The organism is Mesorhizobium sp. M1342, from assembly GCF_040317955.1.
Lineage (GTDB): Bacteria > Pseudomonadota > Alphaproteobacteria > Rhizobiales > Rhizobiaceae > Mesorhizobium.
On sequence record NZ_JAMYLI010000011.1, the window covers coordinates 94,718 to 110,438 of the forward strand.

The 15,721-nt window shown below is 65.2% G+C and carries 16 protein-coding genes; 12 read left to right on the forward strand and 4 right to left on the reverse strand.

What is annotated here, in order from left to right; all coding sequences use genetic code 11:
- Positions 1–42 precede the first annotated feature (42 nt).
- The 6 genes from NKH06_RS13495 (at position 43) to lpxK (ending at position 5,674) form a co-directional block, all read left to right on the forward strand.
- Complete coding sequence (locus NKH06_RS13495; RefSeq protein WP_352679973.1) at positions 43–1,386, forward strand: TldD/PmbA family protein; 1,344 nt, start codon at positions 43–45, stop codon at positions 1,384–1,386.
- Positions 1,373–2,188, forward strand: coding sequence for a 3'(2'),5'-bisphosphate nucleotidase CysQ (locus NKH06_RS13500; RefSeq protein WP_352868040.1), 816 nt, complete (start codon positions 1,373–1,375; stop codon positions 2,186–2,188). Before NKH06_RS13495 ends, NKH06_RS13500 begins: the two co-directional genes overlap by 14 nt.
- Before the next feature lie 103 nt (positions 2,189–2,291).
- Complete coding sequence (locus tag NKH06_RS13505) at positions 2,292–2,537, forward strand: DUF4170 domain-containing protein (RefSeq protein ID WP_056593794.1); 246 nt, start codon at positions 2,292–2,294, stop codon at positions 2,535–2,537.
- A gap of 5 nt (positions 2,538–2,542) precedes the next feature.
- Complete coding sequence (locus tag NKH06_RS13510) at positions 2,543–3,334, forward strand: lysophospholipid acyltransferase family protein (protein WP_352868037.1); 792 nt, start codon at positions 2,543–2,545, stop codon at positions 3,332–3,334.
- Complete coding sequence (gene waaA / locus NKH06_RS13515; RefSeq protein ID WP_128305059.1) at positions 3,331–4,647, forward strand: lipid IV(A) 3-deoxy-D-manno-octulosonic acid transferase; 1,317 nt, start codon at positions 3,331–3,333, stop codon at positions 4,645–4,647. The genes NKH06_RS13510 and waaA overlap by 4 nt, the downstream gene beginning before the upstream one ends.
- Position 4,648: 1 nt before the next feature.
- Positions 4,649–5,674, forward strand: coding sequence for a tetraacyldisaccharide 4'-kinase (lpxK, locus tag NKH06_RS13520; protein WP_128305060.1), 1,026 nt, complete (start codon positions 4,649–4,651; stop codon positions 5,672–5,674).
- Between the two features lie 121 nt (positions 5,675–5,795).
- Here lpxK and NKH06_RS13525 read toward each other — a convergent pair whose 3' ends face one another.
- On the reverse strand, positions 5,796–6,029 hold the full coding sequence (locus NKH06_RS13525) for a DUF2093 domain-containing protein (RefSeq protein ID WP_031213688.1): 234 nt from the start codon (positions 6,027–6,029) through the stop codon (positions 5,796–5,798).
- A 125-nt stretch (positions 6,030–6,154) separates the two neighbouring features.
- Between NKH06_RS13525 and NKH06_RS13530 the strand changes: the two genes are divergently transcribed.
- On the forward strand, positions 6,155–6,742 hold the full coding sequence (locus tag NKH06_RS13530; RefSeq protein ID WP_128305061.1) for a hypothetical protein: 588 nt from the start codon (positions 6,155–6,157) through the stop codon (positions 6,740–6,742).
- Positions 6,743–6,781: 39 nt separating this feature from the next.
- Here the strand turns inward: NKH06_RS13530 and NKH06_RS13535 are convergent, their stop codons facing one another.
- Positions 6,782–7,708 carry a LysR family transcriptional regulator gene (locus NKH06_RS13535; protein WP_128305062.1) on the reverse strand — a complete coding sequence of 309 codons (927 nt, stop codon included), beginning with the start codon at positions 7,706–7,708 and terminating at the stop codon, positions 6,782–6,784.
- Between the two features lie 91 nt (positions 7,709–7,799).
- On the opposite strand from NKH06_RS13535, the gene NKH06_RS13540 reads away from it, so the two are divergent.
- From NKH06_RS13540 to NKH06_RS13555, 4 genes are all read left to right on the forward strand, one after another.
- A complete protein-coding gene (locus NKH06_RS13540) occupies positions 7,800–8,693 on the forward strand; it encodes a DMT family transporter (RefSeq protein ID WP_128305063.1) in 894 nt (297 codons plus the stop codon).
- 84 nt (positions 8,694–8,777) lie between these two features.
- A complete protein-coding gene (locus tag NKH06_RS13545; protein ID WP_352775904.1) occupies positions 8,778–9,653 on the forward strand; it encodes an alpha/beta fold hydrolase in 876 nt (291 codons plus the stop codon).
- Positions 9,654–9,711: 58 nt separating this feature from the next.
- Positions 9,712–10,038 (forward strand): antibiotic biosynthesis monooxygenase family protein, encoded by a 327-nt coding sequence (locus NKH06_RS13550; protein WP_023813566.1) that lies wholly within the window; start codon positions 9,712–9,714, stop codon positions 10,036–10,038.
- Positions 10,039–10,050: 12 nt separating this feature from the next.
- The gene (locus NKH06_RS13555; protein ID WP_023813567.1) at positions 10,051–10,941 is read left to right on the forward strand and encodes a DMT family transporter; all 891 of its coding nucleotides are present in this window, start codon (positions 10,051–10,053) and stop codon (positions 10,939–10,941) included.
- Between the two features lie 72 nt (positions 10,942–11,013).
- Here the strand turns inward: NKH06_RS13555 and mutL are convergent, their stop codons facing one another.
- A complete protein-coding gene (mutL, locus tag NKH06_RS13560; protein ID WP_128305109.1) occupies positions 11,014–12,888 on the reverse strand; it encodes a DNA mismatch repair endonuclease MutL in 1,875 nt (624 codons plus the stop codon).
- A 276-nt stretch (positions 12,889–13,164) separates the two neighbouring features.
- Positions 13,165–14,067 carry a LysR substrate-binding domain-containing protein gene (locus NKH06_RS13565; protein ID WP_127288978.1) on the reverse strand — a complete coding sequence of 301 codons (903 nt, stop codon included), beginning with the start codon at positions 14,065–14,067 and terminating at the stop codon, positions 13,165–13,167.
- 90 nt (positions 14,068–14,157) lie between these two features.
- On the opposite strand from NKH06_RS13565, the gene NKH06_RS13570 reads away from it, so the two are divergent.
- Positions 14,158–15,708, forward strand: coding sequence for a trimethylamine methyltransferase family protein (locus NKH06_RS13570; protein ID WP_013532332.1), 1,551 nt, complete (start codon positions 14,158–14,160; stop codon positions 15,706–15,708).
- Positions 15,709–15,721: the final 13 nt, after the last annotated feature.

A 15,721-nucleotide genomic window follows, 5' to 3' on the forward strand; every position in this document is an offset into this window, starting at 1 on the left:
GGGCAACGGCCGCACACCGGCCGCATCAGCAGGATTTCAGGCATGACCGATATATCAGACGCAGCAAAATTGACCGACCGCGTCGCGGCCCTGGTCGAGGCTGCCAAAAAGGCCGGCGCCGATGCCGCCGACGCGGTGGCCGTGCGCGGCCGCTCGACTGGGGTGTCGGTGCGTCTCGGCAAGGTCGAGGCTACCGAAGCCTCCGAGAGCGAGGATGTCGCGCTGCGCGTTTTCGTCGGCGGCCGCGTGGCGAGTGTCTCGGCGACCGCGGCGTCCGACCCGAAAACACTGGCCGAGCGCGCTGTGGCGATGGCGAAAGTGTCGCCGCAGGATCCTTATCAGGGGCTAGCCGACCCGGCATTGCTGGCCAAACAGACGCGCGATCTCGATCTGTTCGACGCCACCGAAGTGTCGGCAGACCAGTTGAAGGAAGCCGCATTGGCGGCGGAAGCGGCAGCGCTTGCCGTCAAGGGCGTGACCAATTCGGCCGGCGCCAGCGCCGGTGCGGGGCTGGGTGGTCTGGTGCTGGCCACCTCGCACGGCTTCCTCGGCCACTATGTCGGCTCGCGGTTCTCGCGCTCGGCCAGCGTCATCGCCGGCGAGGGCACCGGCATGGAGCGCGACTATGAATTCTCCTCGCGCCAGCATTTTGCCGATCTCGATGCGCCCGAGGACATCGGCCGCAAGGCCGGCGAACGCGCCGTGCGCCGCATCGGCGCGCGCAAGGCGGCGACCGGGCCGGTCGACGTGGTATTCGACCCGCGCGTCGCGCGCGGCATAGCCGGCCATCTGGCCGGCGCCATCAACGGCGCCTCGGTGGCGCGCAAGACGTCCTTCCTGCGCGACATGATGGGCAAGCAGGTGGCCGCCTCCGCCATCACCGTCACCGACGAGCCGCTCCGGCTGCGTGGCCAGGCCTCGCGGCCGTTCGACGGTGAAGGCGTCGAGGGCGAAAAGCTGTTGATGGTCGAGAAGGGCGTGCTCAACCACTGGTTCCTGTCGACCTCGGCTGCAAGGGAACTGGGCCTCGTCACCAACGGCCGCGGCGCGCGCGGCGGCTCTTCCGTGACACCATCCTCCACCAATCTCGCCATCGAACCGGGCGAGCGGTCGCCGGAAGAGCTGATCAAATCGCTCAAGACCGGCTTCTACGTCACCGAAGTGTTCGGCCAGGGCGTCGACATGATCACTGGCGAATACAGCCGTGGCGCTTCCGGTTTTTGGATCGAGAATGGCGAGCTTGCCTATCCGGTCGCCGAGGTCACCATCGCCTCGAACCTGAAGACGATGTTCCTCAACATGGTGCCGGCCGATGACCTCGACCGCAATTTCGGCACCGCCGCGCCGACGCTCCTGATCGAAGGCATGACCCTTGCCGGAGCATGACCTGACCATAGCCGGGGCCATCTCCGGCGCCTCTGGGGACTTGCCGCTGCTGCGCGATGCCGCCCGCGAGGCGGGGGTCATCGCCATGCGCTACTTCGGCAACAGCCCACAAGTCTGGATGAAGGGCGGCACATCGCCGGTCAGCGAGGCCGACCATGCCGCCGACGCCTATCTGCGCGAAACATTGCTGGCGGCGCGGCCGGATTATGGTTGGCTGTCGGAAGAAACAGTTGACGATCCGGTCCGGCTTTCGGCACGCCGCACCTTCGTCGTCGACCCGATCGACGGCACACGCGGTTTTCTGGAAGGCCAGCGCACCTGGTGCGTCAGCGTCGCCGTCGTCGAGCGTGGCCGTACGCTGGCCGGCGTGCTGGAATGCCCGGCGATGGAGGAGACCTATTGGGCGCTGCCCGGCCAGGGCGCCTTCCGCAACGGCAAGCGCATTGCGGTTCGCAAGCTGCCGGACACGGCCGAGATCTCCGGGTTGAAGCAGTTGACCGACCTGATGCCGGCCGAATGGCAGGCGCGCCTGAAGCGGGCGCCCTACAGCCCTTCGCTCGCCTATCGGCTGGCCATGATCGCCAATGGCTCGCTGGATGCGACTTTCGTCAAGCCGAATGCGCATGACTGGGATATTGCGGCGGCCGACCTCATCCTGCGCGAGGCCGGCGGCCAGCTGCTCGACCAGCATGGCCACGCTCCGCTCTATGCCGGCGAGGTGACTCGTCACGGCGCACTTGCTGCCGGCAGCGGTGAATTGCTGGCCGTGCTCGCCGGCGTCATCGCCGGTCTGGACGCGTGAAAGCGTTTTCCCGGGCGAGATGAATTCATCTCGCCCTAAAGGTTCCAAAGTCGGCGGCTTTGGTCTAGACCTGTCACAAACTCACGATATGTGAAGGACCGACATGGCCGCGGAAGACGGAAAGAAACAGCTTTTGCATCTGGTGTTCGGTGGCGAACTGAAGAAGCTTGGCGGCACCGATTTCCGCGATCTCGACGGGCTCGACATCGTCGGCATCTATCCCGACTATCAATCCGCGCACACGGCATGGAAAGCCAAGGCGCAAGCCAGCGTGGACAACGCCCACATGCGTTATTTCGTCGTTCATCTGCACCGGCTGCTGGACCCCGACAACAAGGCTGCCGGTTGACTTCGATGGAGCATGACCTGGCGAAAGGGCCAGCAAGCGATGCCGCGCCCACGGGCAGGGGACGCAGCCGCACGACCAAGGCCTTCTGGCGCAAGATTCGCCAACCGCTGGCGCAGTCGCGATTCGTCAAGAACGCCATCGCCAGCCTTCTCGCCCAGTTCGTCCGCTTCGTGCGCCTCACCAATCGCGTCGTCGAGGGATCGGCGCGGTTTTCGGGCGGGGCCTATACCGAGTTCGAGCCTGGCATCATCGCCTTGTGGCACGGCCAGCATCTGCTGACGCCGGCCTATTATCCCAAGCGCAAGCCGCTGGTCGCCATGGTTTCGCGCAGCGCCGATGCCGAGCTCAACGCCTTGATGCTGGAAAAATTCGGCATCGAGGCGGTGCGCGGCTCCGGCGGGCGGGAAAATGCCAGGCACCTCGACAAAGGTGGGGCAAAAGCGCTTATCGCCCTGAAAAAGTCGCTCGCCGTCGGCAAGAACGTCGCCATGATCGCAGATATTCCGCACGGCACGCCGAGAGACGCAGGGCTTGGCATCGTTCTCCTGGCCCGCCTCTCGGGCCGGCCGCTTGTGCCCGTCGCCATCACCACCAGCCGCCGCAAGGTGCTGGAGAAGAGCTGGGACAAGACCACCATCAACCTGCCGTTTGGCCGTTCGTCGATCGTCATTGGCCAGCCGATCTTCGTGGCGGCCGGCGCCGATGACGCCGAAATGGAGCGCAAGCGCCAGGAAGTGACGACCGCGCTCAATGCCGCGACCGCCGAGGCCTACCGTCTCGTGGATGCTCCGCGATGAGCGGCCGCTGGGCACGGGCCATGCTGTCGGCTTACCGGTTCGCGGGTGCGGCAGCCTATCCGCTGGTCGGGCCCTATGTTGCCTGGCGCACCTCGCGCGGCAAGGAAGACCGCTACCGCCGCCGCGAGCGCTATGGCGTCGCCGGCCGCGCGCGCCCCGACGGGCCGGTGATCTGGATCCACGCGGCGAGCGTCGGCGAGACCATAGCCGTCGTGCCGCTGGTCGAAAGCATTCTCGACTACGGCGTCAACATCGTGCTGACGACCGGCACGGTCACCTCGGCGCAGGTCGCCGACGAGCGTCTCGGTGATCGGATCATCCACCAATACGTACCGCTCGATCTCAAGCCGGCGGTCAGCCGGTTCCTCGATCACTGGCAGCCGGACCTGGCGATCATCGCCGAATCCGAGATCTGGCCGATGACCATCCTCGAGCTTGGCGCGCGCCGCGTGCCGCAGGTGCTGGTCAATGGCAGGCTGTCCGACCGCTCGTTCAAGTCGTGGAAGAAACGGGCCAACATCGCCGAGGCGTTGTTCGAGAACCTGGCTCACGTCGTGGCGCAGTCGGATGTCGATGGCGAGCGGTTTCTGGCGCTAGGCGCGCGGCCGGTCACCGTGTCGGGCAATCTCAAGGTCGATACCTCGCCGCCGCCCGTCGACGAACGGGCGCTGGCGACGCTGCGGCGGCAGGTAGGCACGCGCCCGACCTGGGCGGCGATCTCGACCCATGACGGCGAGGAAGTGGTCGCGGCTGAAGTCCACGCGACGCTGCACAAGCGCCACCATGGTCTCCTGACGATCGTCGTTCCGCGTCATCCCGATCGCGGCGAGGCGCTTGCGGCGCAGATTTCCGGCATGGGCCTGAAGGTCGCGCGGCGCAGCAAGGGCGACAGGATCGCCGCCGACACGGATATATTGCTCGGCGACACGATCGGCGAGATGGGGCTCTATCTCCGGCTGACCGAAATCGCCTTCGTCGGCCGCTCGCTGACCTCCGAGGGTGGCCAGAACCCGCTGGAGCCGGCCATGCTCGACACGGCGGTTCTCGCCGGGCGCAATGTTCAGAATTTTCGCGAGGCCTACCAGCGTCTCCTCGACAGCGGCGGCGCCAAGCTGGTGCGCGATCGCGACATGCTGGCCGGCGCCGTCAATTTCCTCCTGACCAACGAAGTGGCGCGCCACGAGATGATGGCGGCGGGTGTAGCGACCGTCGACGAGATGCGCGGCGCGCTGGCGCGCACGCTGAAATCGCTTGAGCCCTACATCCAGCCGCTGGTCGTCAAGTCGCGCCTGAAGGGCGCGAACGGGCGCTAGCGTGGCCTCCGAAGCACCACCATTCTGGTGGGAAGAGCCGGACTGGCGGGTCTTGGCGCTGTCGCCGCTATCGGCCATCTATGCCGCCGCCGCCGGTCGCGGCATGCGGCGGGCCAAGCGCGAGAAGATCGAAGCACCCGTTCTGTGCATCGGCAATTTCACGGTTGGCGGCACCGGCAAGACACCGGTGGCCATCGCGCTCGCCGAAAAGGCCAAGCGCATGCATCTGAAACCCGGTTTTCTGTCGCGCGGCCATGGCGGCTCCTTCGCCGAGCCGCATGTCGTCGATATCCATCACGACAGCGCCAGGCATGTCGGCGACGAGCCGCTCCTGTTGGCCGAACACGCGCCGGTGGCGGTGACGCCGAATCGTGCCGCCGGCGCCCGGCTGCTGCTGGAACGGAATGGCTGCGATTTCCTGATCATGGATGATGGCTTCCAGAGCGCCCGCATCCACATCGACTATGCGCTGGTCGTCGTCGATGCGCGCTATGGGATCGGCAATGGCCGCGTCATTCCGGGCGGTCCGCTCAGGGCCAAAATCGTCGACCAGCTGGTCTTCACCAGCGGGCTGTTGAAAATGGGCGAGGGCATCGCCGCCGACAGCGTGGTCCGCCAGGCGGCACGCGCCGGCCGGCCAATCTTCGAGGCCCATACAGAGCCAAGCAGCAAGGCAGGGCTTGCCGGCAAGCGGTTCCTCGCCTTCGCCGGTATAGGCCATCCCGAGAAATTCTTCGACACGGTGCGCGAAGCCGGCGGCGAACTGGCGTTGACGCGGCCGTTTCCGGACCATCATTTCTATGCCGAGGACGAACTTGCCGAGTTGGCGGCGACCGCGCACGCCGAAGGGCTGGTGCTCATCACCACCGCCAAGGACGCCGCCCGGCTGCGCCACGGCGCCTCACAGGACTTCCTCGACCGGCTCGAGGTGCTCGAGATCGACACGGTCTTCGAACTCGACCACGTTCCCGAGCGCATCATCGACGAGACGCTCGATGCCTGGCGCCAGCGCAAGCTGAAGGGCTAAAGCAATTCCAGGAAAAGTGTGAAACGGTTTTCCTGGGAAAAAGCGCATAGCGCTTTCCCTTGGGAATTGCGTCAAACAAAGAGCTGGAGCGGTTCGCCGTTCCGTGAAACGGGGAACTGCTCTAACCGCGCTTACGCAGCTCCGGATGCATCTCGATTTCGCGGCGCAGCGAGGCGGTGGCGCTGATGTAGGGCTCCTGCCTGGCGACGCTCCAGTATTTCAACTCGTCGAGCGGAATGCTTTCGCCTGTCACCGCGCAACGCACGAACGCGCCGGGACTGGTAACCTGGAAGTCGCCATCCAGATAGCGGATGCGGGCTTCCTTGCCGCCGGGGCCTTCGAAACGGTTCATCATGCGGGGACGCCAGGGTTCATGAGGATTTCATCGCCATAAATTCCCGGCGAGGTCAAGCATGCGACAAGCCTGAGACAATGCTGAACGCTTATTGTGAGGCGGAAAAATGGTGTTGGCAGGCCGCAATGGACATTTCCTCCACTCGTCTTCCCGCCTTGCTCAGGGAAGTGATGACGCCGCAGGTAGTGCCCTCGGGGCAGGCTGATCCAGTCATGACGGCACTGGTCAAGGCGCTGGTCCAGCCGCCGGCGCCGTCTCTGCTCGCACAACAGACAGCGCCAGCGCTGTTGACTTTGCCGGCCGCGCCGATGGCCGTCAAATCGCAGCAGATCGCATCGGCTGGCATCGTCGATGCCTATCTTGCCCAACTTGAGACGGGCGAAGAGGCGGCGTTGGCAACGATCGCGGCGAGAAAGGCAGAACCCGAAGCCGAAACGCTGCGAGCCTTCTTGCCGCCTTCGACAACGGCCAATGACAATGCCCCTGCCAAGGTTGCGGGGCTGTCATTGCTGTCGCTTATCCCGCCGCAGGCTCCAGTCCCGCGCAACGCTGCCGCCCTGGGTACATTGGCGGGCAGGCACAGGCCGGCCAATCAATCCCATGGTGCGGTGCCGAACCCTGAGCAGTTGCTGGTGAAAATTGGCTTTGTTTCGATAATGGCCGGTTTTCTGGGAGCCGTGATCCTCGGGTTCGTTCTGTTGTTGCTTCGCTGAGCTTCGAATCGGCCGGTTCTCGATATATGTCCGAGAGGCCTATCGCTCGGCTTCGATGAACGCCTCGATCTTGTCCGGAGCCAGCCCGGCCTCTGCCGCGATGCGGCGGGCGAGGTCGGCGGCTGCGGCACGCGGCCGCCCGATCGGCCGGTCAAGCCAGTAGGACACCGGATTGAGCGCGGTGCGCTCATCGACGGGAGTGATGCGGCCCGATTGCAATTGATGCCCGGTCAGGGGTGGGCGTGCCAGCGCGATGCCCAGCCCATAGGCGGCGGCGTCGAGCACCAGATTGTAGTCCTCGAAGCGGCGGTCCTGCGGGCGCGGGCGATAATCCATGCCTTGCGCGGCAAACCAGGCGCGCCAGGCAGACGCGTCGGAATCGTTGATCAGCGGATATTTGAGCAGCCGGGCCGGGTCGCCGCGGCCGATCTCGCGGGCAAGCCCGGGTGACGCGACGGGGAAGACATGTTCCTCGAAAAGCTGCACCGAGACGCGGCCCGGAATGCCGCCGCGTCCACAGCGGATGGAGAGATCGATGCCCTCATCGGCAAGGTCGGCCTGGCGGATGTCGACATCGAGCACGATGCGCAGCTTCGAGGGATTGTTCTCCAGAGCCGCCATGCGCGGCATCAGCCACAGTCCGCTGACCGAGGGGATCGAGGTCAGTCGCACCACGGCGGTGCCACGCGGCTCGACCCAGCGGTCGGAATGGGTCGATATCAGCGCAAAGGCTTCCGCCGTGCGCAGATGCAGCCGGTTCCCCTCGATCGTCAGCGAGACGCCGCGCGCACCACGGTCGAAGACTTTCAATCCCAGCCAGTCCTCGAGCTTGGCGATCTGCCGGCTGACGGCGCCATGGGTGATGTTGAGCTTTTCGGCGGCCGCCGAAAAGCTGCCTGTCCGCGCCGCCGCATCGAAGGCGCGGAGCGTCTCGAGCGGCACCATTGTGTCCGAGCTGTGATCCATAGTCACAGGTGATCCTCGATTTGGTCGTTTGTCAACCGGCCTGAAATGGCGTTTTCTGCCTCTCAGGACCGAAGAATGCGAGGGCAGTGAGATGAGCGCGATGACGGGCACGTTGAATTCGACACAGCGGATGGACACCACGGCAGCCATTGCTGTCGCGCTGACGGTGGTCGGCTGGGCTTCTGCCTTTCCCGCCATCCGAGCCGGTCTCGCCGCCTTCGGGCCGCTGGAATTGGGTGCATTGCGCTTTGCCATCGCCGCGGTGCCGGCGGCGATCTTCCTGGCCGTCAAGCGCCCGGCGCTGCCCAGGCTCGACGAAGTGTGGCGCTTGGTCTTCGGCGGCGCCATCTTCGTCGCGCTCTACACCGTCATGCTCAATTTCGGCGAACTGACCGTCTCGGCCGGTGCCGCCGGCTTCATCATCAATGTCAGCCCGATCTTCACCGCCATCATGGCGATGGTCCTGCTGGGCGAGCGCTTTTCGGGCATGGCCTGGGCCGGCACGGTGATTTCCTTCGCCGGCATAGGCGTCATCGCCATGGCCGACGGGCATGGCCTGTCATTTAACACCGGTGCTCTTCTGGTGCTTGGCTCGGCCTTGTGCTCGGCCGTCAACACCATCGTCCAGAAGCCGCTGTTTGCCCGCCATCATCCGTTGACCATTTCGGCTTCGAACATGGTGCTCGGCGCACTATGCCTGGCGCCCTTCCTGCCGTCGGCCTTTTCGCAGGCGGCGGTTGCCGACACGGCAGGCCTCGGCGCCGTCATCTTTCTCGGCATCGTGCCCAGCCTCATCGCCTATGCCGCCTGGGCGACCGCGCTGTCGCGTCTGCCCGCCGCACGTGCCTCCAACTTCCTCTATCTGGTCTCGCCGATGTCCGCGCTGATCGGCTTCTTCTGGCTGGGCGAAGTCCCCACGCTGCTCGGCATAATCGGGGGCGCGCTGGCCCTGGGCGGTGTCATCGTGGTGAATTTGAAGAGATGAATATTGCCGTCCGTCCGCTTCCCTCATTCGGAACGATCCCTCGGTCAAAGGCGTTTAGCCGGTGTTTATTCGACGGAGGTCCGAATGCCGGGTGCAACGACGCACCGACGCATCCAACTGGATGATCTATCCATTTTCTATCGCGAGGCAGGGCCGCCAGAAGCACCTGTCTTGCTCTTGCCGCACGGCTATCCCTGCTCTTCGTTCCAATTCCGCCGACTGATGCCGGCGCTCGCCGACCGCTGGCGAACGATTGCATTCGACTGGCCGGGCTTCGGATACAGTGGCACACCAGATCCGGCCGCCTTTGGCTATGATTTCGACGCCTATTCCGACGTGCTTTCCAAACTTGCCGGTGAATTCGGTCTCGAACGCTACGCCTTGTGGCTGCATGATTATGGCTCGCAGATAGGACTCCGGCATGCGATCTCGCACCCGGAGCGGATCAGCGCCCTGATCATCCAGAACGGCGACATCTACGAAGACGTGCTTGGACCCAAATACGCCACGATCAAGGCTTGGTGGACCGACAAGTCGCCCGACAAGCACCGTCCGCTCGAGGCCGCCGTGAGCGAGGACGGGTTCCGGGGCGAGTTCATCGGGGAAGTGGCTGACGACGTTGCAATCCGCGTGCCGCCCGATCTCTGGAGCCTTCACTGGCCATTGATGAACACGCCGGTTCGTCGGCAGATCGCCGTCGGTCTGATGGAGAAGCTGGAAGCCAATCTCAATTGGTTTCCGCGTTACCAGGCTTATTTGCGTGAACACCACCCGCCCACGCTGATCGTTTGGGGGCCAGAGGACGGCTATATGCCCGCGGCGTCGGCGCAGGCCTATAATCGCGATCTGCCCGATGCGGAACTGCATCTGATCGAGGGGGCGGGTCACTGGCTGCTCGAGACACATTTCGACGACGCGCTGCCGCTGGTCCGCGATTTCCTGGCTCGTGTTCACGGCTGATCTCACCCGGCGTCGCTTGCTGCGCTCAGTTGTTGTCCCCTGTCTGAAGGAGAACCTCATGCCGACCAAACCGACCATCGCGCGCATCTGGCGCGGTCGCACCCGCCGCGACGTCGCCGACGCCTATGAGCCATACCTGCGTGCCGAGGGTATTCCGCCCCTCGAGAAGACGGCGCTTGGCGTCCAATTGCTGCGCGAAGACCGCGATGCCGAGACGTGGTTCACAACCATCTCGTATTGGGCCGACATGCAAGCGATGACGGCCTTTACCAGAGGCGAACCGACCAAAGTCCATCATCTGGACCGCGATGCCGAGTTCCTGATCGAGCTGCCGGAGCGGATCGACATCCACCGGATACTTGTCGATCGTCAGGGACTGCGCTGAGCGGCGAATCTGGTGGTTCGCAATCTCGCCTTCTTCGCGGTGATGTCGCTGATCTGGGGGCTGACCTGGGCGGCGATCAAGCTCGGTCTCAATGACGTGCCTCCGCTACTGCTGGCGGCGGCGCGCTATTTGCTGACCGCCGCGCTTCTGGCAACAGCGGTGCGTGGAGCCGGCGCGGCATTCGCCCACGGGCGAACGGGGCGGACGGTGGTCTCGGCATTGCTGGTCAATACCGGCACCTACGGTCTGCTTTTCTGGGGAATGCAGCACGTGCCCTCGGGATTGTCGGGGCTGGTCAACCTGGCGCTGATCCCGATCCTGCTGTTCGCGATTGCCGCATTCACCGGCGAGGAGCGACCGACCTGGCGCCACGCTTCCGCGCTCGCTATCGGCAGCATCGGGCTGGTTGGGCTGTTCTGGACGCGGCTTGGCGCGGGAAGCGGTTCGAGCGGCATCGGGCTCGCTGCGATCGTCGTTGCGACCGCCTGTTATTGCTTCGGCAGCGTGGTTTCGCGCCCGCTGGTGGGCGCGGTCAAACCACTGGCGCTGACAATGGTCCAGGCTGCGATCGGCGGTGTTGCACTGCTTGCGCTGTCGCTCGTGCTGGAGCCGATCTCGGGTGAGACGCTCGAGGCGCTGCACACGCCGGCCGCCATCGGCAGTCTGCTGTTCCTGTCGCTGTTTGGCACGATCGTCGCCTATACGCTCTATCTCGTGCTGATGCGTGATTGGGGCACCGTCCGTGCCGGGCTCTACGCCTTCGTTTCGCCGATCGTCGCTTTAGCGGCCGGAGCCTGGCTCTTCGGCGAGGCGGTCGGCTGGGCTGAAATCGCCGGTGCGATCCTCCTGCTGGCGGCGGCTGCGATCGCGCTGCTCGGGCCGCCAGGCGAAAATCGCGGGTGACCGCATTGTCGGCCGATCTCCTTGGCTTGCCGGTCTCAAGTGGTGAAGCGATGGCCCGCAATCCGTCCGCAGCTATCGCCGCCCGAAAAGCCGTTCGATATCCGCCAGCTTAAGTTCGATGTAGGTCGGGCGACCGTGATTGCAGGTGCCCGAGCCGGGCGTCGCCTCCATCTGCCGCAGCAGGGCATTCATCTCCTCGGCCTTGAGCAGGCGGCCGGAGCGCACAGAGCCGTGGCAGGCCATGGTCGCGGCTATTTTGTCCAGCCGCTCCTTCAGCGTGTCGACCGTGTCGTTGTCGGCGATCTCGTCGGCGAGGTCGCGCACCAATTGCCCGACATTGGTCTCGCCCAGCATCGACGGCGTCTCGCGCACCGCGACGGCGCCGGGGCCGAAGCGCTCGATGCCGAGACCGAAGCGGGCCAGCGTTTCCGAATGCAGCGCAAGCCGCTCGGCATCCTCCTCCGGCAGGTCGATGATCTCGGGCAGAAGCAGCATCTGCGAGGGCACCGGGCGCGAGTGCAGCGCATTCTTCAGCGCCTCGTAGACCAGCCGTTCATGCGCCGCATGCTGGTCGACGATGATGAGCGAATCCCTGGTCTGGGCGACGATGTAGTTCTCATGCACCTGGGCGCGCGCCGCGCCCAGCACCGCGCCGAGCAGCGTCTCGGCCGCTTCATCCTGCCCTGCGCGTGCATCGGCGCTATGCTGCGGACCGGCATCGAAAGCCGCTTGCTCGTTTTCATGCAAGCCGCGCTGCTGGAAGCCCGCACCCTCGAAACCCATATCGAGCGGCCGCTGCGACGACCGGGCGGGATCGAAGCCGGACGGACCCGAGGCGCGGTAGGCCGCGTCGTAGCTGCGGTGGCCGTTTGCCGCTCCACCGTGGCCGTAGGATGCGGCCCCTGGCCGGAACGCCGCCATCATGCCGGCGGCCCCCGTGGTGGCGGCGCGGACGCCGGCATCGGCCAGTGCCTGTCGGATTGCCCCGACGATCAGTCCGCGCACAAGGCCGGGATCGCGGAAGCGCACATCGGCCTTGGCTGGATGAACATTGACGTCGACGATGGCCGGGTCGAGCGTCAGGAACAGCACCGTCACCGCATGGCGGTCGCGCGGCAGGACGTCGGCGTAGGCACCGCGTATGGCGCCGGCGATCAGTTTGTCGCGCACCGGGCGGCCGTTCACATAGGCATATTGCTGCAGCGCGTTGGCGCGGGTGAAGGACGGGATCGACACGTGGCCGGTCAGATGCACGCCTTCGCGCATCGCGTCGAGGGCAATAGAATTGTCCGGAAAGTCGGCGCCCATCACCTGGGCGACACGGCGCAGGCTGCCTTCCGCGCTGTCATCCGCCGCCGGCAATTCCAGCGTCGAGCGGTCCGAGCCGGCCAGCGTGAAGCGCACGGCGGGGAAGGCGATGGCGATGCGCTTGACCACATCGCTGGTGGCCGAGCTTTCGGCGCGCTCGCCCTTCATGAACTTTAATCGGGCCGGCGTTGCGAAGAACAGGTCGCGCACCTCGACCGTGGTGCCGCGATTGGCCGCCGCCGGCCTGACAGGCAGGACGCGGCCACCCTCGATGCCGATCTCGGCGGCGCTGTCACTTGCTGCCGTGCGCGAGCGGATCGAAAGTCGCGACACCGAGCCGATCGACGGCAGCGCTTCGCCGCGGAAGCCCAGCGAGCGGATGTCGTTGATATCCTCGGTGAGCTTGGAGGTGCAGTGTCGTGCGATCGCCAGCGCCAGCTCCCGTTCGGGAATGCCGGAGCCGTCATCGGTGACGCGGATCAGGTTCAGCCCACCGCCGGCTGTGACGATCTCGACGCGCGAAGCACCGGCATCGAGCGCATTCTCGACCAGTTCCTTGACCACGCTCGCCGGACGCTCGATGACTTCGCCGGCGGCGATCTGGTTGATCATCGTTTCGGAAAGCTGGCGGATGGGCATGGCGCCACTATAGGCGGATTCGACGCCGATGAGAAAGCATTCGATGTCGGCGGAATAGCGATGATGCTGGCAGGACAGCACCCCCCTCTGGCCTGCCGGCCATCTCCCCCGCAAGGAGGGAGATCGGATGTCGCCACGGCTTTCGCCAATCTGCAGCGCTGCAGGAAGGGTGGCGAGGCTGGAACTGCCAATCTCCCCACTTGCGGGGGAGATGTCCGGCAGGACAGAGGGGGGTGCTGTCCCGCCGACTTCCAAGGGACAGGGAGGCACTGCCCCTCACGCCTGAGCCGCCAGCCAGTCTCGCACCTTGCGGGCGTTGTCGCTGAGTTCCCGGTTCTTCGGCCAGACGACATAGAACGCCTTGCCGGTCTTCAGCACATGATCCGTCACCGGCACCAGCAAGCCCGACGCCAGCAACCGCTCGGCGAGGTGCCGCCAGCCGAGCGCGATGCCTTGGCCTTCCATGACGCCCTGAATCACCAGGCCGTAATCGTTGATGCGCAGGCCGCGCGCGGTATCGCTGAGATTGGCGCCCGCCGACTGGAACCATTCGTCCCAGCTGGCCGCCTCGCGATACGGCTCCTCCAGATGGATGAGGCGGTGCGTGGCCAGTTCGGCAGCGGATTTGGGCAGGCCGAACTTTGCCGCATAGCTGGTGCCGGCGACGGGAAATATCTCCTCGTCCGCCAGCGGCAACGAGTGATAGTCCGGCCAGTCCCGCGGCGCGCCGCCGCGCACGCCGAGCGGAATGCCTTCGGCGATGATGTCGAGGTCGCGGTCGGCGGTCTGGATACGCAGGTCGATGCCCGGCAGTTCGTCGCGGAACTGCTGCAGGCGCGGCATCATCCAGAACGAACCGAACGCGGTCGAGGCGGCCAGCGTGACATGACCGCCGGTCGCCTGCAGGCGTAGATCCTCCGCCGATTTGCGGATATGCGAAAGCCCAAGCGAGACATCGGCATGGAAGCGCTCGCCGGCCTCGGTCAGGAGAACCTGGCGGTGGCGGCGCTGGAACAGCTTGGCGCCAAGCTGCTCTTCCAGCCCGCGCACGGCATAGGAGACGGCGGCCTGCGTCATGCCGAGCTCGCGGCCGGCGGCGGTGAAGCTCGAAAGCCGCCCGGCCGCCTCGAAGACGATCAGGCTGCCGGCCGAGGGCAGGAGGTGGCGCAGGCTTCGCATAAGCTGAGCTTATACAAGAGATCAGGATTTTCCAGCGTCACATCACCATTTTGTCGCGCTAGGCTCCTTCATGAGTGGAATGGAGTTGCCATGAACGCACCGGCCCCTGAAGTGACCGAACATGCCAACCGCCGCAGTGGCGGCCGCCTGGGGCGCAAGGCGCTGCGCGGAGCCCCCGTAACGTCGTTCCCGACCCTGGTCCGCCAGATCCCCGTCTACCAGATGGTCCCCGATGAGGCGGTCGAGCTGATCCACGAGGAGTCGCTCCTGATCCTCGAAGAGGTGGGATGCGAATTCCGCGACGACGAGGCTATCGCGCTGTGGAAGGCGGCGGGCGCGGATGTCTCGGAAACTCGTGTGCGGATCGACCGGGCCCTGCTGATGGAGCTGGTATCGAAGGTCCCGTCGGAGTTCACGCTCAATGCGAGGAATCCGCAGCGTACGGTGCGGGTGGGCGGCAACAATACCATCTTCGTGCCGATGTATGGCGCGCCTTATGTTCGCGATCTCGACAACAACAGGCGCTACGGCACGCTGGCCGACCTCAACAATTTCCACAAGCTCGCCTACATGGCGCCGGCGCTGCATTCATCGAGTTCGGTCATTTGCGAGCCGATGGAAATCGCGGTACCGAAGCGTCACCTCCACATCATCCATTCCGCGCTTAAGCATTCCGACAAGCCGTTCATGGGCATCGTCACGTCCAAGGAGCGGGCGGAAGACACGATGGCGATGGCAGGCATCGTGTTCGGCGAGGATTACGTCCGCGACAATCCGGTCCTGGTGTCGATCACCAACTGCAATTCGCCGCTGGTGTGGGACGCCACCATGCTGGACGCGATGAAGGTCTATGCGCGAAGCAACCAGCCGCTGATCCTCGCACCCTTCGCACTGTGCGGCGCCTCGACTTCGGCGTCCGCCGTGGGCGCGGTTGCGCAGGTCAATGCGGAAGCGCTGGCGGGCGTCGCCTTCACGCAACTGCTGCGCCCAGGGTCGCCGCAGATCTACGGGCAGTTCATGGTCACGGTGGACATGAAGACCGGCGCTCCGATGGGCGGCACGCCCGAGGCGGCGCAGATGATGTATCTGATGGGAGCCTTGGCGCGGAAATACCGGCTGCCGTGGCGCACGTCCGGCTTTCATGTCGGGTCGAAGCTCAACGACGCCCAAGCGGGTTACGAGGCGAACATGCTGATGCATGCCGCCATCCTCGCCGGCGCCAACTACATCTGGCACTCCGCGGGATGGCTCGAGGCCGGCCTGACCTGCGGCTATTCGAAATTCGCCACCGACTGCGAACAGCTCATCGGCTGGTACAAATATGCCGGCGGTCTGCCGTTCGACGATTTCAAGGAAGCCATGGCGGCCATCCGCGAGGTGGGACCGCAGGGCCATTTCCTCGGCACCCAGCATACGCTCGAACATTTCGAATCCGCCTTCTTCATGCCCTCGATCATGGACTTCAATTCGTTCGAACAGTGGAAGGCGGAAGGGGCGAAGGACCACGACACGCGCGGCCGCGAGAAGGCGCGCAACATGCTGGCGGATTACGAGGAGCCGAAGCTCGATGAAGGCATCGCCGATGGCCTGATGGATTTCATCGCGCGGCGCGAGGAGAGGCTGCCGGACAGCGTCAGTTGACGCGAAGAACCAA